Consider the following 22,353-nt stretch of genomic DNA (forward strand, 5'->3'; position numbering starts at 1 on the left):
GAATTTACTTAAATTAATTTACTTCAAAAGTGTAGGTTTTACCTTTTTCAGTTTTAAAATCAAACATTTCTGTTTCCGGAACTGCAAAACCTTTCAGCTCTGTTTTGGCCGATTGTAAAGGCGTTTTTATCACATCCACATGATAATATTCGTTGGAATTTGATCCTTTTGCTGAGGTGAAATTTGTTTTGGATTTTAAATTTAAACCATTCGCCACTCTGATTCTTGCATTTCCACCCAAAGCAGATTTAACGGTCAATCTAGTCAGTTTGGAATTTTTCCAATCCATATCGATTTCAAAACCGCCTCTTGCTTTCAGACCTTTCACAGAGCCGTTTGGCAATGCGTCGGGAAGTGCCGGCAAAAGGTAAATGTATCCGTCATAGCTTTGCAACAGCATTTCAGCAATTCCCGAAGTACAGCCGAAATTTCCATCAATCTGAAACGGCGGATGTGCATCCAAAAGATTCGGGTAAGTTCCTCCGGATTGGCCTTTGGTTTCAAGCGGAGCAGGAGTTAACTGGTCTGAAATGAGTTTAAAGGCACGGTTTCCATCCAGCAATCTTGCCCACCAGTTCACTTTCCAGCCCATCGACCAGCCTGTGGATTTATCGCCACGGTAAATCATCGAATTTTTTGCGGCTTCCGTTAAATCAGGATTTCTGAAAGGCGAAATCTGTCCCGATGGAAATAAACCGTACAGATGCGAAATATGTCTGTGTTTATCATCGGTTTTGTCCATATCAGTCAGCCATTCCTGCAATTGACCGTGTTGCCCAATCTCCATTGGCGGAAGTTTTGACAAAGCTGATTTCACTTCCTCGGAAAGATTTTTATCCTGATTTAAAGTTTTTGAAGCATTGATGAAATTATTAAACACATCAAAAACCAACTGATTATCCATCGTTGTTCCGGCGGTAATGCTTACATTTTTAAAGTATTTATTTTCTGGTGACATCGATGGCGACACCACGAGATATTTTTTGGAAGGATCCTGTTGAAGAACATCCAGATAAAACAAAGCGCAACCTTTTAAAGCTTCATAATTTTTCTTTAGAAATTCTTTGTCTCCGGTGTATAAATAGTGATTCCAGACGTGTTGGGTCAGCCATGCTCCGCCCATTGGCCACATACCGTAGAAACCGCCGTCAACGATTCCTGTGATTCGCCACAAATCGGTGTTGTGATGCATGTTCCAGCCTCGTGCTTTGTACATCTCTTTGGCAGATTCCTGTCCAGTGACCGATAAATCCTGAATCATATCAAACAAAGGCTCGTGCATTTCGCTGAGGTTGGTATTTTCAGCAGGCCAGTAATTCATTTCGGTATTGATGTTCACCGTGTATTTGCTGTCCCAAGCCGGATTCAGCTGATAATTCCAGATTCCCTGAAGATTGGCAGGCTGCGTTCCCTGTTGTGACGAAGAAATCAAAAGATAACGCCCAAACTGGAAATACAAAGCCACCAAATCCGGTTCCTGCGAATTTCCGAATTCTTTAATTCTGATATCTGTCGTTTTCTTCGCCTGGTCGGTTGTTCCTAAATCTAAACTTACCCGCTTGAAATATTTCTGATATTTCGCAACGTGAGCTTTTAATTCGTCATTGTATTTTTTGCCTAAAGCTTTATTTAAATATTCTGAAACTCTAGCATCGGGATTTCCAGAAAGGTCATTGTACTTTTTAAAATTCGTAGCAATGGAAACATAAATTACGACTTCATCTGCATTTGCAATTTCAAGTTTGTCTTTTGTTGAGGTGAGTTTTCCGCCTTTTAAAACAGGAAAAGCAACCGTTTTAAATTTAATTTTTCCGGCTTTATTGTCTACAGAACCGCTTGTTCCGTTAATTACCAATTGGTTTTTCTCTGTCAAAATTGAATTGATGAGATGTGGAGTAGAAGCGTTGATATTGAAATTTAAACTTCCTTTTTTGCTTGAAGTCAGCTTAATCATGATCACATTATCGGCAAAAGAAGAGAATATTTCACGCTTGAAAGTCACGCCGTTTACCTCATAAGAAACCGTGCTGATTGCTTTTTCAATATCTAAAGTTCGGTTGTAATTCTTAAAATTTTCATGACCTTTAAAATCCAGAAACAAATCACCCATAGTCTGGTACGGCATTCCATAGTTCAAATCTTTTGGAGCCTGTCTCGGATAGGTTTTGTTGGTTAAATCCTGTGCTTTTTCGAACTGACCTTCATTAATCAAACGACGGACTTTCTGAATGCTGTCAAATGTATTTTTCGGAACATTGTTTCCCGGCTCGCCTGCCCAGATTGTTTCTTCATTCAGTTGAAGATGTTCCTGAACTGCACCACCAAAAACCATCGCACCCAGTTTACCATTCCCGATGGGTAAGGCTTCGTTCCAGTTTTCTGCGGGTTTGTTGTAGGTTAATTTTAAATTTTGCTGAGCAAATGCCGAAACAGAAATCAATGTTCCGCAAGCCAGTAAAAAGATTTTATGTTGAATGATTTTTAGCATTTTATAAATTTTTTTGATGATTTGATTCGATGTTTTTTTAACGCAAAGATTTTCTTTTTATAAGCATAGTTTAAGGAGCAAAGAATAATCAATGAATTGATTTTAAGCTGATTTATAATTTCTTTTAATTAGAAAGAAAAAAGTTTAACAAAGAATATATTTCAAGCTTCATCAGCGATCTATCGCAACCTTTGCACCTTAAATTCAAAATGTTTAAATAAATCTTTACGTTTATAATAATTCTACACTGATTACTCATTACCCATCACTTATTACCCATACTCACAAGCCAGTCTGCACAAACTTTTTTCCAATTATCCGTCAGCACAGTTTTGTTGGAAATCCCGATGTTGTGTTCGCCTTCGGGAAAAATAAAGATTGCACCTTTCACTTTATTTTTAATCATCGCCTCGTAATATAAAATAGAGTTGATGACAGGCACAGCATTGTCGTTTTGAGCATGAAACAGAATCGTTGGAGGCGTTTTTTCTGTCACGCGGTTCTGCATGGAGTATTCTTTGATTTTTTCTGCTGAAGCATCCAATCCCAATAAATTGTCCCGACTTCCTTTGTGTGCAAATTCGCCTAAATCAATGACGGGAGAAACGAGAATTGCAAAGTTCGGAACTGTTGAAATACTTGTCCAGTCGCCTTTCAAGTCAGTATAGTCGGTAGAAATATTGCTTGCCATAGCAGCCAGATGTCCACCTGCGGAAGTTCCCAAAACTCCGATTTGGTCGGGAGAAATTCCATATTGAGCGGCATTTTTTCTGATTAATTTTATTGCAGCCTGGATATCCTGTAAAGGCCCGATTTCTCTTTGTTTTAAATCGGGAGAAGTTGGTAAACGATAATTCAGAACAAAAGCTGAAATTCCCAAGGTATTGAGCCATTTTGCGTAAGAATATCCACCCAAATCGTAAGTCAAATGTCTGTAACCACCACCTGGAATGACGATGATGGCCATTTTTTTTCGTTCTTCTTTTGCAGGGAGAAAGGCAAACAGTTCAGCCTCCTGAATCTGTGTAATTCTGCCTTCTTTTTCTTCCACAATGCTTAATTTTAAACCTTTGGAATTGGGCAATGTACCTTTTTCCCAAACTGCAATTTTCTGTTGAGCTGAAATTTGAATTCCAATAAAAATGCTGAATGTAAGGATGAAGTTTTTCATTGTTAATTTTTTTTAAACGTCTGCGATTTATTATAATTTTTAATTTAAACGCAAAGCCAAACAAAGAATTTAAAATGATGACCGTTTCTTAAGTTATACAAAGGCGTAAACTTAATAAAGAAATACAAGTGTTCTAAATAAGGGTAATTTGCGAGCATTCATTTTTTTTATCTGAATTATTGACACGTTTTTGGTTAATGACAAATTTTGTTTTAACGACAAAATCCGCAGCCCGACTTGAACGGAGCTCTTTTTGTGAGGAGGAACGACGAGCAAAAAAGCGGGAGTGGAAGGCGGAATAGCTGCCCAAATCAATTACTAATTACCCATCACTTATTACCCATACTAAAAAGCCAGTCTGCACACAGTTTTTTCCAGTTTTCGTTCATAGGATCTTTATCGGTCACAAAAAATCGGTGGCCACCTTTCGGAAAAATAAACATAGCACCTTTCACTTTATTTTTTGTCATTGCTTTGAAATACAAAATACTGTTCATCGGCGGAACGGCGGTATCATCCTGATTGTGAAATAAAATGGTGGGTGGCGTCTTTTCCGTTACTCTATTTTGCATCGAAAATTCTGCAATTTTATCTGAAGAAGCGTTTTCTCCGAGCAGACTTTCCCGACTTCCTATATGGGCAAATTCACCAAAGTCGATGACCGGACAAAAGAGAACCGCAAAATTCGGGATGGTGGAAATTTCTGACCAGTCGCCTTTTAATTCGGTATAATCTTTAGAAATATTGCTTGCCATTGTTGCCAAATGTCCACCTGCTGAAGTTCCGACAACGCCTACCAGATCGGGAGAAATTCCCCACTGGTCTGCATTTTTTCTGATGTATTTTATGGAAGCCTGAATGTCTTGCAAAGGCGCAATTTCTCTTTGAATTAAATCGGTTGAGGTAGGCAATCTGTAATTTAAAACAAATGCGGAAATTCCCAAAGTGTTCATCCATTTTGCAATCTGAAAGGCACCTTCGTCATACGTTAGCTTTGAATAACCGCCGCCGGGAATGATGATGACCGACTTTTGGTTTCTTTCCTTTGTGGGAGGGAGAAAAGCGAAAAGTTCAGGCTCTTTCAGTTCTGCCAGTTCTTTTTTCTTCTTTGTTTTAGAAGCCAGAATTTTGGAATTGGGCATTTCACCTTTTGGCCAAAACGATATTTTTTCCTGTGCGGAAAACTGGAAGAAAGAGAAAATAATTATTAAAAAAAATACTTTTTTCATTGGTTTTAAAATAAGAAACCTTGAAGGTTTCGAAAACCTTGAAGGTTTGATTTTATAAAGTTAATCTTTCAAAAAATCTTCTCTAAATGGTGTGAAGGCATCTATCAGTTTTCCTGCTTCCAGACATTTTACACCGTGGAAAATATTAGGCTGGGCAAAGAAACCGTCGCCTTTTTGTAAAGTTTTGGTTTCGCCGTCGACGGTTACTTCAAATTTTCCTTCAGAAACGTAGGTGATTTGGGAATGAAAATGTTGGTGCAATGTTCCGATTGCATCTTTTTCAAATTTTACGATGACCATCATGACCTGAGAATTGTATCCTACAAATTGTCTGGAAACGCCGTCTCCTAAATCTTCCCATTCAGAATTGCCGTCGAAAAAAGGTTCTTTTTTGAAATTCATTTCTAATTGATTTTTATTAATGTTCTTTTGTCTTGAAACAAAAGAACCAAAAGTTCAAGACTTGGAAACTTCCGCTAAAAATTTAAATTAAATCCTAAAATTTCCAAAACTCGGGCGGAAATGATTATTATACTTATTAAGAAATTTCTTTGCCGCCACTCAAACAGTGGAAATTTTTTAACGGATTGAATTTAAATTTTCTTGACGCTCCATTTTCCTATGTTCTTTATTGATTCAACTACTTAATATATTTTTCCAAACCTGTTTTTAAATCTTTCAAAGATTTTACTGCAAGTTTAGCCACAGTTTCTGCGCCTAATTTTGACAAATGCGTGTCATCCGCTTTGTCTTTATCGTAATACGGATTTTCTCCAGCTTTAAAATAAAGGTGTAAAAGTTTTGATTTTTCCGGACCGGCTGCAATTTCCATTTGTTCGGTCAGTAACTGCATGTCAACGAAAGCAACTTTCATGTCATTTGCCACCATCCTTACTACCAAAGGATAATCGGTATGTGTGTCGATGAGAACTCCGTTTTCATTGAAATTTCTTCTGGTAATCGAGGTCATCAGAATAGGTGTTGCACCTTTTGCTCTGGTCTCATTAACATATCTTTCCAGATTGGCTCTGTACTGTGTGTGCGGATTGGTAAATTTTGTTGAATCTTTCAGTTTTTGGTCATTATGACCGAATTGAATGATCACAAAATCACCTTTTTTCAATTGCTTTTCAACCTTGTCCCATCTTCCTTCAGTTCTGAAGCTTTTTGAACTTCTTCCATTCATGGCGTGATTTTGAAGCTCAATATTTGGAGTTAAAAACTGTCCTAAAACCTGTCCCCAACCGTGTTCCGGATTTTTATCGGGATTGTCTTTATTAGACATTGTGGAGTCGCCGATTAAGAATAAAGTAGGTTTTTTCTGAGCTATCGATAATGTTGAAATTACGATGCTTAAGACTAAAAGTATTTTTTTCATTTTAAAAATTGATTTGTTTGGAGATGCTTCGACAGGCTCAGCATGACATCGCTAATACTAACTGTTATATTTAAATGGCTATAAGATTATCATTACTCATTACCAATTACTTATTACTCATGCTCGGTTTCCAATCTCCGAAAATATTTTTAATGGTGTATTCTTTTGCTTCTTTTTTTGTCAGCTGATGTGACCAAGCTACACGGTTTTCAATTTTTCCGCCTTCACCTTTGCTGTTGTATTCTGCATAATAAGCGGTTTTGTCTTTGTCGGGGAACATTTTATCTCCTTTCCATGGGTTCCAGCCTTCGGGAAGGATATGATTGCCCATTTCTGTGTTAATGAAAACGGTTCTTGCATAAGGTCTCCAAGGTCTGCCCAAAAATACTTTATTGATGCCTTCTTTTGCAATTAATTTACAGTCAAAAAAGACATAACCAAATTCTTTGCTTTGATCTGTGGATGCGGCTGTAATGTAAGAATTGGCCAAACTTTTTATCGTACAGTTTTTAAAAACAACCGTTGCCGAACCAAAAATAAAGTCGGTTGTTCCTTCAATAAAGCAGTTTTCATAGTACTGTCTGCTGTGATTTCCGCCTGTGTAAAGGGTATCCTGACATCCCAGAATATTAGAATTTTTGACGATAAAACGGTCACCTTCCACATGTAACGCAACAGCCTGTCCCTGATTGCATGATGAATTTTTTATGGTGAGGTTTGATATTTTCACATCATCAGACATTACCAAAAGCGTGTACGAGTTGAAGGTCGTCATTTTCTGGTTTAAAGCATCCATTTTGCCTGAATAATCATCGTTGGTGATGATTGTGTTTTCTTTACTCTCACCCTGTAAAGTGATTTTATGTTTTGAGGATGGAATAACGATCTTCTCGTGATACGTTCCTGCTTTAATTTTAACCAAAGCTTCAGCTGGCCCGAAATCTCTGATGGATGTAATGGCCTGTTGAATGGATTTGAACTGGCCGCTGCCGTCCTGCGCCACGGTTACGGTGATGTAGGGATTGCTTTGAGCCAATACAAAATTGGTTGCTGAAATGATGAGAATTAAAAATAGTTTTTTCATAAATACATTTTACGATTGATTCTTAATTTTTTAACGCAAAGATTTAATTTCTTGCTGTAAATGTTTAAGGAGCAAAGGATGCGAACAAGTCGCTTAAGCTTGAAAATAAACATAAGCTTAAAATCAATTTATTGATTATTCTTTGCTCCTTAAATGTTTTCAATTTAAATAAATCTTTGCGTTTAAATTTTGCCTAAACCTAAATCTTACTTCAAATGTTTGTCTAAAAACTGTAGCGTCAGATTTAAAGTTTCTGTGAACCAAGGTTCAGCAGACCAGAAGGAGTGCGGTGTGTCTTTGATTTCGTGATATTCTGTGAAAGTTCCGTAGCTTTTTAATTTTTTCATCATGTCATCCCGTCCTGCATGGAAGCGGGGTTGAGAAGAATTGATGAACAGAGTAGGAGCTGTGTTTTTATCAACGTATTCCAATGGGGAAGCTTCTGTCCAGTTTTTTAGATTAACATTTCTGTCGCCGCCCAACCAAAATGCTGCATAAGTGCTTTCTTCTGCTTCGGGATGAATGAAAGATACAATTCCGTCTACATTTACGATAGCTTTGATTTTATTTTTTTGCTGAACTCCAACCAAAGTGGCGATTTGAGCTCCTGCAGATTCACCTAAAACAGCAATCTTTTTAGTATCCACAGCATATTTTTTTCTGTTTTTCTTTAAATATTCAATCGCATTGTTGATGTCATCAATCGCTGCAGGAAATTTTGCAACTTCACTTAAACGATAACTGACAGCTATAGCAACATAACCTTTGGAAGCCAATTCCTGAGCCATGTACTTCTCATTTTCTTTACTTCCGGAAATCCAGCCGCCACCGTGAACCAGTGCGATTGCCGGATGTTTTGTGGATTTATCGAGAGGGTAGTAGATGTCGGCTTTCAGGGAAAGTCCGTTGACGTTGGAATATTCTACATCTTTATCAATACCGATGTTGGGCGGAACCGGTCTGTTCAGTGGAGTGATGAACGGATGCTTCTTTTTTAGTTTTTCATAAGTTGCTTCGTTTGTGTAAGGAGTAGCATTCGGCTTTGTCTGACCGAATGCTGTTGCTCCTACAAAAAAAACAAAAAGAAAATATAGTTTGTAAAAACTCATTTTTAAATTAATTTGGTTTTGTTCAACCGCAACTTTTTAGTTTAACCACAAATCGCCGGATTCGACGAAGTCAAAAGTCACAAAAGATTCTTGCAGTTTTTTAAGTTTAAAACTTTGAAAATACAAGTTCAAATAAGTTTGATCTAACCACAAAAGTTTTTGACACATTAGTTAACTTCAAGTTTAAATGTTTGAGAATATTTTAGAACACATCAGTTGAAAAATTAAAATTTTTCCTGTGCACTGAATTATCAATCTTAAATTTTGAATTTTGAATGGTGAATCCCGAATCTCAAATCTCAAACGTCAAATCTCAAATTACTTCACCGCATTCTTCGCAATCTCTTTCGAAATGCTCAGTTGCTCACCTTTAACGTCTTTTGGAAGTTTTACCGATGTAGTTTTTGCTCCCAGAACTTTGATGGTTGGTTTTTGATCTGATTCCAGTTTTAAAGTGGAAAGGTCAATATTTTTACTGTTTAAAATCGTTGTACCGGTTCCTTCAGAGTATTTTAATTTTACATTTTTCAGCTGAATTCCGTCTGCGTCAACGATGGTTAGACCTTTTTTAGTTTCAAACTGAGAATCTTCAATCACGATATTTTTAAGATTCATTTCTGCCAGACCGAATAAAGTAATCGCTTCATCAGAATTAGTTGCTGTGATATTTTTAAAATAAATATTTCTGAAAACCGGCGTTTCTTCCGTTACCGGATATACTTTTTCAGGAGCTTTGTTTCCTTCCGCTTTTTGTCCGTCTTCCAGAACCGGTGAAGCACCTTCGTAGAACATATTGAAACCAATGGTCTGCGTCGGAATGTTGATCATATCGATGTTTTTGATATAAATATTTTCAACGACACCACCTCTTCCACGGGTTGTTTTGAAACGGAGACCAATATCTGTTCCGATGAAAGTACAGTCTGAAACATGCATATTTCTCGCCCCACCAGACATTTCACTTCCGATTACGAATCCTCCGTGACCGTGATAAACCATGTTGTTTTTGATGATCACGTTTTCAGTTGGCATTCCTCTTTTTCTTCCGTCTTCATTTTTCCCTGATTTAATGCAGATCGCATCATCACCAACGTCAAAAGTATTGTCATAGATCAGAACATTTTTACATGATTCCAAATCTACACCGTCACCGTTTTGAGAATACCAAGGGTTTCTAACGGTTAGATTTCTTAAAATTAGATTGGAAGTCATCAATGGATGAAGATTCCATGCCGGAGAATTCTGGAAAGTAGGGCCATCCAAAAGAACCTGATCACAACCAACGATGCTCACCATTACCGGACGAAGGAAATCTTTTACAGATTCAAGTTCAGATTTGTTGATTTTATCGGGAACGTTGAAGCTTGAGCTGCCTTCAAATCCTTTTTTATAGCTTTCTGACGGGTACCATGTTTTACCGTCTTTGGAAACAATTCCGCCTGAAGCAACGAATTTTTTCCATTCCACTTCAGAAAGTTTTGATTTCTTTACGGCTCTCCAAGCATCGCCACTTCCGTCGATTACTCCTTTTCCGGTAATGGCAATGTTTTTCGCATTTCTCGCAGAGATTGGAGACTGACATCGGATGGTATTTAAACCTTCGAAACTCACATCTACCAAAGGATAATCGCTTTTGTCTGTGCTGAAAATAATCATGGCACCGTCTTCCACATGAAGATTGATGTTGCTTTGCAAAACGATAGGTCCGGTTAACCAAAGCCCTCTCGGCACAACCAGTTTACCACCACCTTTTTTCACCAATGCGTCGATTGCTTTTTTGAAAGCTTCTGTGTTTTTTACACTTCCACCTGCAACACCTCCAAAATCTTTGATTGATACGGTATTTGCTGCGAAAGAAGTTTCCATAACCTTTGGCATTTTAAACTCAATGCCTTTGTAAATATCTGTATTTTGAGCGTAGAATTGTCCTGAAGACATCATTGCCGCGACAAGACCTATTATTTTTATTGATTTCTTCATTATATATATTCTTATTTATTTTTCTGTTGATGATTGTGTTTAAACCTAAAGAGTTTCGAAAACCCGTTAGGTTTGGTGTTTTATTTTTTGTTTCCCAACGATTTCAGCGACTTTCAAAAATTTTATTGAAATTTATATTTCAATTTGATGTGCAATCATCTGTGAAAATCTATGAAATCTGTGTGAAATATTTAATTTTTTGTTATTCTGAAATATTCAAAATCTGCGTAGCCACCACGATTTGCTTTCTGCGTGCTTACTGAATATAATCCCACTTTGGCACCAATCCATTTTCCGGGTTTCGCCTGGAATGGTTCACCTGCTTTGATGAAATTTTTACCGTTTTCGCTGTAGCTGAACGTGCAAATTCCGTTCGGCTCGCTGACATTAACTTTAAAATAGGCTTCGTTTGATTTCAATTTTGTTTCAAATAAAACTTTTTCCTCGCCACCTTTTTCAGCCTTTTCCGCTTTTCTTAACTGAACATAATATCCGTCTGTTTTATTGGTGATGACAATCGATGCGTGATCTATTCCCATTAGTAAAAGTCCGGCAGTTTTTCCTTCTTTAGCATCTTCGGGAGTCAATTTAACTTTCGTGGAAGCGACAAAATTCGGTGCTGGAAATTTTTGGGTTAAAAGATTCGGAACGTTCCAAAGGTTTTTATCGTTTTCTGCCATTTTCATGGAGAATAATCTCAGAAATTTCTGTCCGGGAAGTTTCGATGACCAAACAATGTTTTCGTTGGCGCTCCATTGCCATTGTAAACCTAATTTTTCACCATCAAACTCATCCGTTTCAGCTGGAGTTACGACAGGATATGTTTTCCCAACGTTTGGTTTTTTATAAGTTAAAACCGGTTCGCCGATACCATTTTTATCGTTGTCGATTCCCATGACAGGCCAGTCTTTTTCCCATTTCATCGGCTGCAAATGCACAATTCTTCCACCTGCATCCACATCCTGAAAATGATAGAACCAGTCTTCTCCCGAAGGCGTATCCACCCACGCTCCCTGATGCGGACCGTTGATTTTTGTTTTTCCCTGCTCAAGAACAATTTTGTCTTCGTACGGACCGTAAATATTTTTTGATCTTAAAACCAACTGCCATCCTGTGGCAACACCTCCCGCCGGAGCGAAAATGTAGTAGTAGCCGTTTCTTTTGTACATTTTTGGACCTTCAACGGTAGGATGAGCATCGTGACCATCGAAAATATGAACACCTTTATCTAAAACTTTTGTTCCTTCAGGATTCATTTTATTTAATGACAGCAAACTTTTCACTCCGGCGCGGCTTCCTGCCCAACCGTGAACTAAATAGGCCTGTCCGTCCTCGTCCCAAAACGGGCATGAATCGATTAAACCTTTTCCTTCCATTACCAAAACGGGCTCGTCCCATTTTCCAAGCGGATCTTTGGTTTTAACCATGTAAATTCCGAAGTCAGGATCGCCCCAGTAAATGTAAAATTCACCTTTGTGGAAACGTATTGCGGGAGCCCAAACGGCGTCACCTCTTCTTGGAACGGAAAAATGTTCTTTCGGCAAAACATCCTGAATGGCGTAGTTCACCAATTTCCAGTTGACCATATCTTTTGAATGAAGAATTGGCAATCCAGGAGCTTCGTTGAAACTTGAAGCGGTCATATAATAATCATCACCAACACGCGTAACGTCCGGATCTGAATAATCTGCGTATAAGATCGGGTTTCTGTAATTTTTTCCCTGATCGGCAGTCCAGACTTCTGAAACGTAAGGTTTTTCCTGTGCGGTCAAATATGTTGATGCAATTGAAAATGCGGTGATTGAAAGTATATTAAAAATTTTGTTTGTCATAAAATCAGATTTTTGATCTGGTTTGTGTGATGTTTAGGATGAAAATATTTTTTTACCATTAAGGATTTAAGAAAATACTAAATGTTTTATTTAAGAATCAATAAATTGATTTTGATTAAGATTATTAAGGATTGTGCTTAAACAATTAGCTTAATAAAATTTTAGATTTTTAACTTAAAAAAACTTAACCATTTAATAATCTTAATGTTTTAAATATTATTTTTCAAATTCCAAACTTGCCAAAATAAACGGTCCTGTTCCTTTTCCGTCATTCGAACGGATTTCTTCATTCACGTAGTATTCGTAAGAACCGTCTCTGTAAGGTTTTCCTCCCAAACCGGCAACAGCACAACATTTATTTAAATTCACAACGCCATTTTCATCAACTGTGATTAGATTTTTGATGATTCCGTCGTAACCTTTTTTAGCGGCGGTTTTGTATGATTTAGGCAAATACCCTTTGTTTACAGACTTTATCATTGTGTACACAAACATGGCTGAAGCCGTTGCTTCTTCATAGTTTCCGTTTGCCAATGGCTTATCCAAAACCTGATACCAAAGTCCTGATTTTTTATCCTGATATTTGATAACTGCGTCAGAATACGACTTGATGTAAGAAATAATTCTCGCTCTTCCCGGATGGTCTTTCGGTAAATAATCCAAAACGTCTACCATCGCCATTCCGTACCAGCCCATGGCTCTTCCCCAGAAATTCGGCGAAAGTCCGGTTTGTTTATCTGCCCATGCCTGTTCTTTGCTCTCATCCCATGCGTGGTAAAGTAATCCTGTTTTTTTGTCTAAAAGATTTTTCTGAACAGAATCAAACTGCATCACGATATCGTCATACGCTTTCTGAGCGTCGGCACCTTTTACGAAATCTTTCGTATAATGCGTATAGAAAGGCATTCCCATGTACAAACCATCCAGCCAAACCTGATAAGGATAGATTTTTTTGTGCCAGAAAGAACCTTCATTTGTTCTCGGCTGTCCGTCGATTTGCAAACGTAAAGTTTGAAGTGCTTTCAGATACTTGTCTTTTTTCTCTTTTTCGTAAAGATAAAGCAATACGTTTCCACTGTTCAACATATCGATGTTGTACTTGTCAAGGTCGTAGGTTACGATGGTACCGTCATCTTTAATCAAAGTTTCGCCGAAACCGCTGATGTAATCGTAGTATTCTTTTTTGCCTGTTTTAATGTAAAGCTGCTCAGCTCCGTCCAAAACAATTGCTGAAGGGTAGGTCCATTTCGGACTTTTGCTGAAATCAAGCATCCAAGCTTCAGGGAAACGCTGCATTTCAGAAAGCATCATTCTCTCTGACCATTTCAGGTTGGTAGGAACTACTTTTCCGGATTTTGCAGTTTGCGTAGTAACTTTTGCAGCCGTTGCCGTTTTTGTCTGTGCACAGGCAAGGAACATTCCCGAGCCTAAAACCGCAACAGCGTATATTTTTAATTTTTGATTAATAAAACTCATTATAAGTCAATTTTAAAGTTGATTGTTATTATCTAAAATTTCTAGTTTTTTATCTAAATCTTTGTAAAATTCTTCTTCGGTTTTTATTCCGTTGGGTTCCTGCGACCACGCTCCCATAAAGTAATACGAAACATTTTTGGTCTTTTTGAAAACCACAACGTGAGTCGATTTTGTTTTTACAATTTTATCTAAATTTCCGATAGGGTAGAAGATCACCATTCCCAGATTGTCTTCTTTTTTAGCCAAAGTCTGCGTTCCGTACGTTGCAATATAACCCCATTTTTTGTTTTTACTAACCGCCTCTTTCATGGGAATATCTTTGAACGCGACAATTCCGGTGCATAATCCTGAAATGGTTTCATTTAAATTCAAATCAACCTTCACAAAACGGTCTCTGTTAAAAATCGTCAGTTTGGATTGAAGATCAACTGCTTTTCCCCACGTTTTCCAGCCTTTATAGTCGATGGTTGCGAAAGATTTATCGTTTTCATTAAAAACTTTTGCGGTTGTAGTTTTTACGGTTTTAAAAGTTTCGACAAAATCATTCTGCTCGTCATATCTTCCGTAAGAACCAACACCGATGGTACGGCCAGATTTCAGAATATCCTGTCCCCAGGGCGCATCGTGATGATACGTTTCAAAACCGTCCTGTCCGACTTCCGGCAAAACCAACGTATTCACTTTTTTACCAAAAATATCTGTGGCATTTCTCCAGTCTAAATATAATCTGTAGCCGATTTGATTGTTTTCCAAACCTATTCCTTCGTATCTGATGTAGTAAGAATGGTCAGTGTGTTCAGCAGGAAGCTGTAATTCGTTAACATTTTTGAAAGTTCCGCCAAGGTACTCGTTGCCTTGCCATTTTCCGCCGTCTTTTATAGATAATTCTGCGTAGGAGAAAGGAGCTTTAGGGTTTTTACGGATTTTCTCAATCGCATTTTTTTGTGCGAAAGATGGACCGGCTGCAAAAACAGCCCCCGCGAGTATAAGTTTGAATATGTTTGATCTTAATTTTTCTGACATAATACTTTCGTTTTAGATAACCATTTGCTCAAAAAGTTCAGTGACTTTTTACTGTTTTTCGGTTATTTTTTTCACAAGGTCATTCATGTAAACCTCGATATTATCATAGTTTTTGTCTAAATCTCTTCCGTTGGCGTCGGATTTTTTTGGATTGAGATTGTGTTTGATTTCCCATGCATCGGGCATTCCGTCGTTGTCTGAATCCAAAGGGATTTTTCCCATTTTTAAATTTGGAAAACCGCCTACATCATTTTGTGAATCGATAATTCCGTTTTTGCTGCCGAGTGAACCTTCGTAAGTGAAAGTTCCTTTTTTCATATCTTTTAAAACTCTCAAATCTACCGCATCCCGAACCAGACTTGCTCCGCCGATTTTTAATATTTTTTCGTAAGCTTCTATTGGAGAATCAGTTTTTACATTATTCTGAATATCGTGTGGCTGATTGATTTTAATTGAATTTTTATCAGCATCAGTGAGATTATACGAGCTTTTCATTTGATTGAAAACGCCTAAATTCCAGTTGTCAGCCGTCACTTCAGGATTGCCTTCCGAAACATTTCCGTTGATGTAATATTTACCCCAGATGTTGTAAACTTCGGTTGCAGGCTTTTCATTTTTGTCGATGGCGACAATTCTCTTCCTGGTTAACGTTGCCGCTCCGGGCTTAAAATAATTATTAACGATGTTCACGTTCATGCCTTCGCCACCGTAGATATTGTTGTGCCCCCAGTTGTAAATCACATTGTTTCTGAAGTCCACCAAATCGGTCAGTGCAAATTTACTTCCGGCATATTCTCCCAACCTCGGATTTCTGCTGTCGTGATTGGCATATAAATTATGATGGAAAGATGCGAATTTTCCGCCTGCAATTCCTCCGTAGCCGTGAGCGCCTTTCTGGTGGGCAGAATTTCTGAGGCTTTCTGTAATCACACACCATTGAAGCGTGGTATTTTCATTGACGTAGATGGAAACCGTCTCGTCTGTAGACCAGCTCATCGAACAGTGATCGACAATCAGATTTTTGATAAATCTCGCGCCTAAAGCATCGCCTTCCACCTTTTTCTGGTCGCCCATTCTGAATCTCATGTAACGGATGATGACATTATCTGCAGCTACAAAAGTTTCGTAGTTGGCAATGGTGATTCCGTCTCCGGGAGCGGTTTGTCCGGCAATGGTGACGTCGCCTTCTTTTATTCTTAAAGGAGATTCCAAATAAATAGTTCCGGCAGTTTTAAAAACGATATATCTAGCGCCTTTTTGTTCCAAAGCATGTCTTAAAGTTCCTTCTGAGCCGTCATCAGTGAGTTTAGTTACTGACAAAACTTTTCCGCCCCGTCCACCTGATGTAAATCTTCCGAAACCTTCAGCACCGGGGAAACTTAGCGTTTTTTCCTGAGCTGATACCTGCAGAGAGAGCATTGCGAGAATGCCTGTTGCGAAGATTTTATGTTTCAGATTAAATTTCATTTAAAATAATTTAAGCTTAAATTTTATTTTAATTTATAAGACAGGTTTTACACAAAGTGCACAAAAGGTTTTAAACTTTCTAATTGTTTTTAAGACTCATAAAGGCTTGGACTATCAAGAGAACACGAAGTTTTTACCGGAAATAAATAGAATATTATTTAAAACTTTTCTTAAAATTCCAATTGTCTTTTCCTTTCAAAATATTTTTTGCTGTATATTTTTTACTTTGTTCTTTTGTAAGTTGATGAGACCATGAAACTCTTTTCTCAGCGTTGGCTCCTGAACCTTTTGAATTGTATTCTGCATAGAAAGTAGTTTTCTCTGCATCAGGTTTAGACCAGTTATGCCAACCTTCCTGTTTAATTGTGGAATCGATTGCACAGTTAACGTAAACTGTTTTGGCAAACGGCCTCCACGGACGACCCAAATATACAGAATTTGCATCTGCATCGCCTGTTAAATTACAGTTAATAAATACGTAACCGAACTCATTTCCCTCGATGGTAGAAGCTGCGGTAACGTAAGATGCATTTTTTTTAGAGTAAATTGTACAGTTTTCAAATACTGCGGTTCCGGCTCCGAAAATATAGTCGGTAGTTCCTTCGATGTAGCAGTTTTTAAAATAGTTTCGGGAAACTTTTGTTTTATCAGGATTGTCCTGAGCACCTTTAGTGTAAAGTGTGTCCTGAAATCCTAAGAATTTACAGTTCTCAAAAGCGATTCTGTCGCCAGTTGTTAAAACGGCAACGGCCTGTCCGACAGGACCTGCATCGTTTTGAAAAGTGATATTTTTAGCTGAAAAATCATTTGAAAAAATGAATAGGGTAGAAGATCCCGTGGTTCCGATATTTCTACCTTCAGCATTTTGCTTTGAAGCATGATCATCGTAAACGAGAATTGTGTTTTCAGGATTTTCTCCAATCAAAATGACAGGACTTTTTGTGTCGGGAACAATTATTTTTTCTCTGTAAGTTCCGGGTCTAATGATGATTTTTGTCTTTCTTTCAGAGTTGTTTTCAACAGAATTTATGGCTTCCTGAATGGTTTTGAAATCTGCTTTTCCGTCTTTCGAAACCACGATTGTTCTGTCGGAAGTTTTGAAAGAAAAAATATTGAGAAGAATGACCAATGGTGAAATTACTGTGAGAAAATTTTTGAAAGTTGATGACATAAAATTTTTCTTTAGGAAAAATACAGACTTGCTCCCGTGAAGGAGAAAGTCTGTATTAAAATCAATTTAATATGAATGTGTATTTTTACTAGTAACCATAATCTTGGGTAAGATTGAAGTTATTCTGAATGTATTCGAAATAAATCGGCAATAATTCTCTCTTGTTAACCTGGAAATACTGTGCATATCCTGAAGCTGGATTATCTACATAAGTTGCAGTAATTCCAGATCTCCATGCAATAGATTTGTAACCTGCAGGAGTGGTAGCAGACTGGTTCGGAAGATAAAACACCGCACTCTTATCTGTTCCTGTAGTGTAAACGTCGATTGCAGCGATATTTTGCTGAGCCGTTTTAGTAGGATCGTAAACAGAATTTTTGTAATAAATATTCAAAGGTACATTGGCATACGCGCCTGTGCCGTTGATAAATGCTGTAAGTTTCGCTTTTGTTTCAGCAATTTTAGTTGCCAATAAATTCCAACGGATCAAATCATATTTTCTGATTCCTTCTGAACCTAATTCTAATAATCTTTCCTGCACAATAGCATTAAAGAATCCTACTTTATCAGAAGGAATTGCTCCTACCTGACCAAGGTTTCCTGTGTATGCTCTGTTTCTCACTGCCAATAAAGCATTTTTAGCTTCCTGAGAAGGTGCACCATTGATTTCGTTGTCTGCTTCTGCAAACATCAACATTACATCTGAAAGACGAAGTAAAGGCCAGTCAACAGCTAATGTCTGAGAAGGACCTGTAATGCTTGTCCATGATTTTCTGTATTTAGAATCTGTCCATGCATTAGATGCAGCCAGTTCCGCTTGGTTCGCAGCGTTAATGGTAAAGATTCCGACATTCATATCTCTTCTTAAGTCAAACTTTGAAAACTCGTAGAAATATGTTGGAAGTGCATTGATGCCTCCACCACCTTTCCATACAGAATTGTCGTGATGCTTTAAGCCATTGTAATATCCGATTTTAGAGTCTGTTCTTACACCACCTCCAAATGCTCCTACTGCAAAAATCACTTCATTGGTTGCATCCTGAGCATTGGTATGTAATGCTCTGAAAACATTTTCATAGCTAGGGTTAAGACTATGCTCACCAGAGTGGCTCATGATGTCTTTACATTCGGTTAAAGCAATCTGATAATATTTTTGAGGGTTTGATCCCTGAGCCATAATCTGCGGGCTTCTTCTAAGGGAATATCCTGCTCTTGCTAAAGCAATTCTAGCTCTTAAACCTTTTACAAATCCTTTAGAAATTCTGTTACTCGTTGTACCACCTTCAGACCTCCATGGAACTAGTGTTGCGGCTTTTTCAAGATCGTTAATAATCTGATCATAAATAATATCGCGATCTGTTTTTGGCTGGTTCTGTTCAGTTAATTCAGAGGCAGGCACTAAATAAAATGGTACGTCGCCCCAGTTTCTGATTAATTCATAATAATACTGAGCTCTAAGCGTTAATGCTTCACCCATGTACCTGTTCATCAGAGCTTTTTCCTGTGCACTTCCTGTCTGCATAACAGGAGATAGCGGAATGTTTTTCAGAACGAGATTGGCACGTTCAATTCCTGTATATAATTTCCCAAACGGATTGTTGAGTTCTGTATTGGTTGCACATGCGCCGAAAGTGGCAACACCCCTTCTGTCATTACAGTTATAGTTTCCTGAAGTTCTGAAGTCGTCACCGGATTGAGGGATAATAAGAGATAATCTTTGTCCGTACCCATCATCACCACCTAATTGCGCATAAACACCGATTAATGCTGAAAAAGTATCGTCTGTACTGTCAAACTGTTGTGCTTCAGAAATACTTGAAAGATTTTCCGGATCAAGGAAATCGTTACAGGAATTAGTAAAGAAAAGTGCTCCGACGAGGCAACTTGCTATAAATATTGATTTTGTTTTTTTCATGATAATAAATTTTAGAAAGTGATATCTACACCTGTTACGAAGAATCTGCTGCGCGGATAAGCTGAATAATCAACTCCCGGAGTTAAAGGATTTCTTCTGGTACTTGCTTCAGGATCGTATCCAGAGTATTTCGTCAGAACGAAAACGTTGTTTACTGTTGCATACAGTCTGAAGTTTTTAACACCTACCGCCTCAAGGGAACCTTTAGGTAATGTGAAACCTAAAGTTACGTTATTTAATCTTAAGAAAGATCCGTCTTCGATTCCGTAAGAGTGTAAGATGTACTGTCCGCTTGGAGGAGTCCACATTGTTGTGTTAGCGTTTAATGCTGCCAAAGCAGTAGGATCATTCACTTTCACCCCATTGTTGTCAAACCATCTCCATCTGTCTGCCACTTCCGCAGCCATGTTGTTGTCTCTGTAAAGATATTGAGTTGTGTTTTCTATTTTATTAGCATTGTATACTTTATTTCCTACAGAGAAGTTGAAGAATAAACTCATGTCAAAGTTTTTGTATCTGAATGTTTGGTTAAAACCTCCAAAAAACTTCGGCTGGGCGCTTCCTAATTCCTGTCTGTCTGCATCAGTAATCTGTCCGTCGCCATTTAAATCTTTTAATTTAAGATCTCCTGGCTGCACAGCTCTTGCTCCCAAAGCAATTGCACTTGTACTTGGTACACCTGCTTTTAATGTATAAACCTGAGTTGCGGCATTGTAATCAAAATCGCTTACTTCGTATCTTCCTTCAGTTACATATCCGTAATAGGTTCCTACAGCGCTTCCCACTTTTGCAATAAAGTCAAATCCGCCGATACCTCCAGATTGAACCAGATAATAATCCTGACCTGGACGTACACCGCTACCCAAACTTAAAATTTTATTTTTGTTTGCAGAAAGGTTGATGTCTGTTTTCCATGTGAAATCTTCTTTGTTGACGATAGCTCCACCTAAAGTAAATTCTAAACCTTTGTTTTGAGTTTTACCGGAATTCTGGAACTGGTTAGCATATCCCGGGAAAGGAACTTTAGCCAAAACCAACAAATCTTTAGTGTCAGTAATATATCCGTCTACACTACCATACAATCTACCGTTGAAAAATCCGAAGTCAATACCCGCATTTTTAGAAACCGTAGCTTCCCATTTTACATTAGGGTTGGCCTGAGTTGTAGAGATTCCGGCTCCCGGAGTTACAGAAGTTCCGAATACATATCCGTTGTTTGCACCGATGTTGTAGAAATTCGCCCACAGGTAAGATGTGATTCTGTTGTTACCTGAAAGACCGTAACCAACACGAAGTTTCAATTCTTCAAGCCAGGAAACATCTTTCAAGAATTTCTCTTCGTTAACTTTCCACGCCAATGAAGCTGCCGGGAAATATCCCCACTGATTTCCCTTCATGAAAACGTTAGATCCATCAGCTCTTACAGAGGCGGTAAGAATATATTTATTATCAAAAATATAATTTACACGTCCGAAAAATGAAGCTAAACGGTCAGGAGCCAAAGCTGCTGTTCTTGCCGCATCCTGTATTAAACCTGCCGGTGGTGTTGCTGCAGCAATGTTAGAAAATGCTTCTTGCGGAAGAATAGACTTTGGAAACCATTTTACATAGGTGTTACTTGTTTCTCCGTCAGTCTGAATGATTTCCTGACCAAGCAAAACATCCAGTTTATGTCTGCCAAATTTTTTAGTGTAATTTAAGGTATTGGTATTGGTAATTCTTCTCGATTGAGATCTGTCTAACTGTACAATCGGCATATCTGCATTAGCTCTCGCCTGTGATGTAACCGTACCCCAAAACTGATTGGTGATAATATCTCTCTGTACATACCCGATAACACTTCGGAACGTGAAGTCTTTTGAAATGTTCCAGTTGATGTAACCGTTTAATAATAAGTCATTTGAGCGGTTGGTTCTAACTTCGTTCTGATTTAGAATTAAAGGATTAACCAGGTTGGTATTGGTAGCGTAATCTGGGTCAAAATCATCAACAGGAATATTAGATCCTCCTTCGAAAGGCTGATATCTCACGGCATTTCTCAATCTGTTGTTACTTTGTGAGCCGGTGCTTGAAGTACCTACACCATCTATTAGTGATCTGCTGTATCTTGCATTAAAACCAAACTTTAATTTTTTGCTGATATCATAATCGTACTTAAAGTTAACCATGCTTCTCTTGAATCCAGAGTTGAGCATGATCCCATCTTCGTCTACATGATTTAATGTTAAAGCAAAAGCCGATTTTTCTGAACCACCATTTACCGTAAGGTTATGTGTAAAGTTAAAAGCTTCACGACCGAATAATTCATCCTGCCAATCTCTTCTTTTAACGTTGGTGTATTTATTGTACAGCTCGTTATATGTTCCATATCTGGTTGCGAAAGCCAAAACATCAGCTGCCACACCATTTTTGTTGTATAGTTCGTACTGATACATTACAAATTCATAAGGATCTAAAACATCCAATGTGTTCATGATTTTCCTTACACCTGTAAATCCGTTGTAGTTAATGGAAGTAGTTGCTCTCTTTTTACCACTTTTTGTAGTGATGAGCACCACCCCGTTTGCACCTCTGGAACCGTAGATGGATGTAGATGAAGCATCTTTCAGAACTTCGATTGATTCAATTTCTTTCGGAGTAAGAAGCGACATAGCGTTATCCATCTGTACACCATCCACAATATAGAGTGGGGCATTGCTTCCGGTAATAGAAGTTCCACCTCTTACTTTAATATCTACTTCTGCACCCGGGGAGCCTTCGCTTGCCTGCACCTGAACCCCTGCCAGTCTACCCTGAATTGCTTCAGCGGCACTGTTTACGGGCATATCTTTCAAAGCTTCTGCTTTTACAGATGAAACAGCGTTGGTTACGTCTTTTTTAGAAACTTTGGAGTAACCTACCAAAACCACCTCGTCGATATTTCTTTCCTTATCTTTCTCCTGTGCCATTGCAAGCATTGGCAAAAGAAAAGCGGAAAGATATAACCACTTAATCTGTTGTACATTTTTATTCATTGAACTGTATTCTTAA

The 22,353-nt window shown here is 38.1% G+C and carries 15 protein-coding genes; all 15 read right to left on the reverse strand.

All coding sequences use genetic code 11. The features are described from left to right. Positions 1 to 13: 13 nt before the first annotated feature. Positions 14 to 2,488 (reverse strand): glycoside hydrolase family 95 protein, encoded by a 2,475-nt coding sequence (locus NG809_RS13230; RefSeq protein WP_262151367.1) that lies wholly within the window; start codon positions 2,486 to 2,488, stop codon positions 14 to 16. Positions 2,489 to 2,753: 265 nt separating this feature from the next. Then, complete coding sequence (locus tag NG809_RS13235) at positions 2,754 to 3,659, reverse strand: alpha/beta hydrolase (RefSeq protein WP_262151369.1); 906 nt, start codon at positions 3,657 to 3,659, stop codon at positions 2,754 to 2,756. 329 nt (positions 3,660 to 3,988) lie between these two features. After that, on the reverse strand, positions 3,989 to 4,888 hold the full coding sequence (locus tag NG809_RS13240; RefSeq protein ID WP_262151371.1) for an alpha/beta hydrolase: 900 nt from the start codon (positions 4,886 to 4,888) through the stop codon (positions 3,989 to 3,991). Positions 4,889 to 4,948: 60 nt separating this feature from the next. Next, the gene (locus tag NG809_RS13245; RefSeq protein WP_262151373.1) at positions 4,949 to 5,290 is read right to left on the reverse strand and encodes a cupin domain-containing protein; all 342 of its coding nucleotides are present in this window, start codon (positions 5,288 to 5,290) and stop codon (positions 4,949 to 4,951) included. A 238-nt stretch (positions 5,291 to 5,528) separates the two neighbouring features. Then, positions 5,529 to 6,266, reverse strand: coding sequence for a rhamnogalacturonan acetylesterase (locus NG809_RS13250; protein WP_262151375.1), 738 nt, complete (start codon positions 6,264 to 6,266; stop codon positions 5,529 to 5,531). A gap of 106 nt (positions 6,267 to 6,372) precedes the next feature. After that, on the reverse strand, positions 6,373 to 7,350 hold the full coding sequence (locus NG809_RS13255) for a pectinesterase family protein (protein WP_262151377.1): 978 nt from the start codon (positions 7,348 to 7,350) through the stop codon (positions 6,373 to 6,375). A 206-nt stretch (positions 7,351 to 7,556) separates the two neighbouring features. Then, positions 7,557 to 8,459, reverse strand: coding sequence for an alpha/beta hydrolase (locus NG809_RS13260; RefSeq protein ID WP_262151378.1), 903 nt, complete (start codon positions 8,457 to 8,459; stop codon positions 7,557 to 7,559). 318 nt (positions 8,460 to 8,777) lie between these two features. Continuing rightward, positions 8,778 to 10,439 (reverse strand): glycoside hydrolase family 28 protein, encoded by a 1,662-nt coding sequence (locus NG809_RS13265; RefSeq protein WP_262151381.1) that lies wholly within the window; start codon positions 10,437 to 10,439, stop codon positions 8,778 to 8,780. 191 nt (positions 10,440 to 10,630) lie between these two features. Beyond that, the gene (locus tag NG809_RS13270; protein ID WP_262151383.1) at positions 10,631 to 12,271 is read right to left on the reverse strand and encodes a glycoside hydrolase family 43 protein; all 1,641 of its coding nucleotides are present in this window, start codon (positions 12,269 to 12,271) and stop codon (positions 10,631 to 10,633) included. Between the two features lie 216 nt (positions 12,272 to 12,487). Continuing rightward, the gene (locus NG809_RS13275) at positions 12,488 to 13,747 is read right to left on the reverse strand and encodes a glycoside hydrolase family 88/105 protein (protein WP_262151384.1); all 1,260 of its coding nucleotides are present in this window, start codon (positions 13,745 to 13,747) and stop codon (positions 12,488 to 12,490) included. Positions 13,748 to 13,759: 12 nt separating this feature from the next. Next, positions 13,760 to 14,770: a DUF4861 domain-containing protein gene (locus NG809_RS13280; RefSeq protein WP_262151385.1), complete on the reverse strand. Its 1,011-nt coding sequence runs from the start codon at positions 14,768 to 14,770 to the stop codon at positions 13,760 to 13,762. A gap of 48 nt (positions 14,771 to 14,818) precedes the next feature. Continuing rightward, positions 14,819 to 16,237 carry a pectate lyase family protein gene (locus tag NG809_RS13285; protein WP_262151387.1) on the reverse strand — a complete coding sequence of 473 codons (1,419 nt, stop codon included), beginning with the start codon at positions 16,235 to 16,237 and terminating at the stop codon, positions 14,819 to 14,821. A gap of 154 nt (positions 16,238 to 16,391) precedes the next feature. Continuing rightward, positions 16,392 to 17,408: a pectinesterase family protein gene (locus NG809_RS13290; protein ID WP_262151390.1), complete on the reverse strand. Its 1,017-nt coding sequence runs from the start codon at positions 17,406 to 17,408 to the stop codon at positions 16,392 to 16,394. 88 nt (positions 17,409 to 17,496) lie between these two features. Then, positions 17,497 to 19,323, reverse strand: coding sequence for a RagB/SusD family nutrient uptake outer membrane protein (locus NG809_RS13295; protein WP_262151392.1), 1,827 nt, complete (start codon positions 19,321 to 19,323; stop codon positions 17,497 to 17,499). 11 nt (positions 19,324 to 19,334) lie between these two features. After that, positions 19,335 to 22,337: a SusC/RagA family TonB-linked outer membrane protein gene (locus NG809_RS13300; protein WP_262151394.1), complete on the reverse strand. Its 3,003-nt coding sequence runs from the start codon at positions 22,335 to 22,337 to the stop codon at positions 19,335 to 19,337. Positions 22,338 to 22,353 lie beyond the last annotated feature (16 nt).

Source organism: Chryseobacterium foetidum, assembly GCF_025457425.1.
Classification (GTDB): domain Bacteria; phylum Bacteroidota; class Bacteroidia; order Flavobacteriales; family Weeksellaceae; genus Chryseobacterium; species Chryseobacterium foetidum.

Excerpts from the sequence above, each read along its gene's own strand:
- NG809_RS13250 (WP_262151375.1), bottom strand. The coding sequence starts at position 6,266 with ATGAAAAAAATACTTTTAGTCTTAAGCATCGTAATTTCAACATTATCG.
- NG809_RS13295 (WP_262151392.1), bottom strand. The coding sequence starts at position 19,323 with ATGAAAAAAACAAAATCAATATTTATAGCAAGTTGCCTCGTCGGAGCA.
- NG809_RS13265 (WP_262151381.1), bottom strand. The coding sequence starts at position 10,439 with ATGAAGAAATCAATAAAAATAATAGGTCTTGTCGCGGCAATGATGTCT.
- NG809_RS13285 (WP_262151387.1), bottom strand. The coding sequence starts at position 16,237 with ATGAAATTTAATCTGAAACATAAAATCTTCGCAACAGGCATTCTCGCA.
- NG809_RS13255 (WP_262151377.1), bottom strand. The coding sequence starts at position 7,350 with ATGAAAAAACTATTTTTAATTCTCATCATTTCAGCAACCAATTTTGTA.
- NG809_RS13280 (WP_262151385.1), bottom strand. The coding sequence starts at position 14,770 with ATGTCAGAAAAATTAAGATCAAACATATTCAAACTTATACTCGCGGGG.
- NG809_RS13235 (WP_262151369.1), bottom strand. The coding sequence starts at position 3,659 with ATGAAAAACTTCATCCTTACATTCAGCATTTTTATTGGAATTCAAATT.
- NG809_RS13260 (WP_262151378.1), bottom strand. The coding sequence starts at position 8,459 with ATGAGTTTTTACAAACTATATTTTCTTTTTGTTTTTTTTGTAGGAGCA.
- NG809_RS13230 (WP_262151367.1), bottom strand. The coding sequence starts at position 2,488 with ATGCTAAAAATCATTCAACATAAAATCTTTTTACTGGCTTGCGGAACA.
- NG809_RS13240 (WP_262151371.1), bottom strand. The coding sequence starts at position 4,888 with ATGAAAAAAGTATTTTTTTTAATAATTATTTTCTCTTTCTTCCAGTTT.
- NG809_RS13300 (WP_262151394.1), bottom strand. The coding sequence starts at position 22,337 with ATGAATAAAAATGTACAACAGATTAAGTGGTTATATCTTTCCGCTTTT.
- NG809_RS13275 (WP_262151384.1), bottom strand. The coding sequence starts at position 13,747 with ATGAGTTTTATTAATCAAAAATTAAAAATATACGCTGTTGCGGTTTTA.
- NG809_RS13290 (WP_262151390.1), bottom strand. The coding sequence starts at position 17,408 with ATGTCATCAACTTTCAAAAATTTTCTCACAGTAATTTCACCATTGGTC.
- NG809_RS13245 (WP_262151373.1), bottom strand. The coding sequence starts at position 5,290 with ATGAATTTCAAAAAAGAACCTTTTTTCGACGGCAATTCTGAATGGGAA.
- NG809_RS13270 (WP_262151383.1), bottom strand. The coding sequence starts at position 12,271 with ATGACAAACAAAATTTTTAATATACTTTCAATCACCGCATTTTCAATT.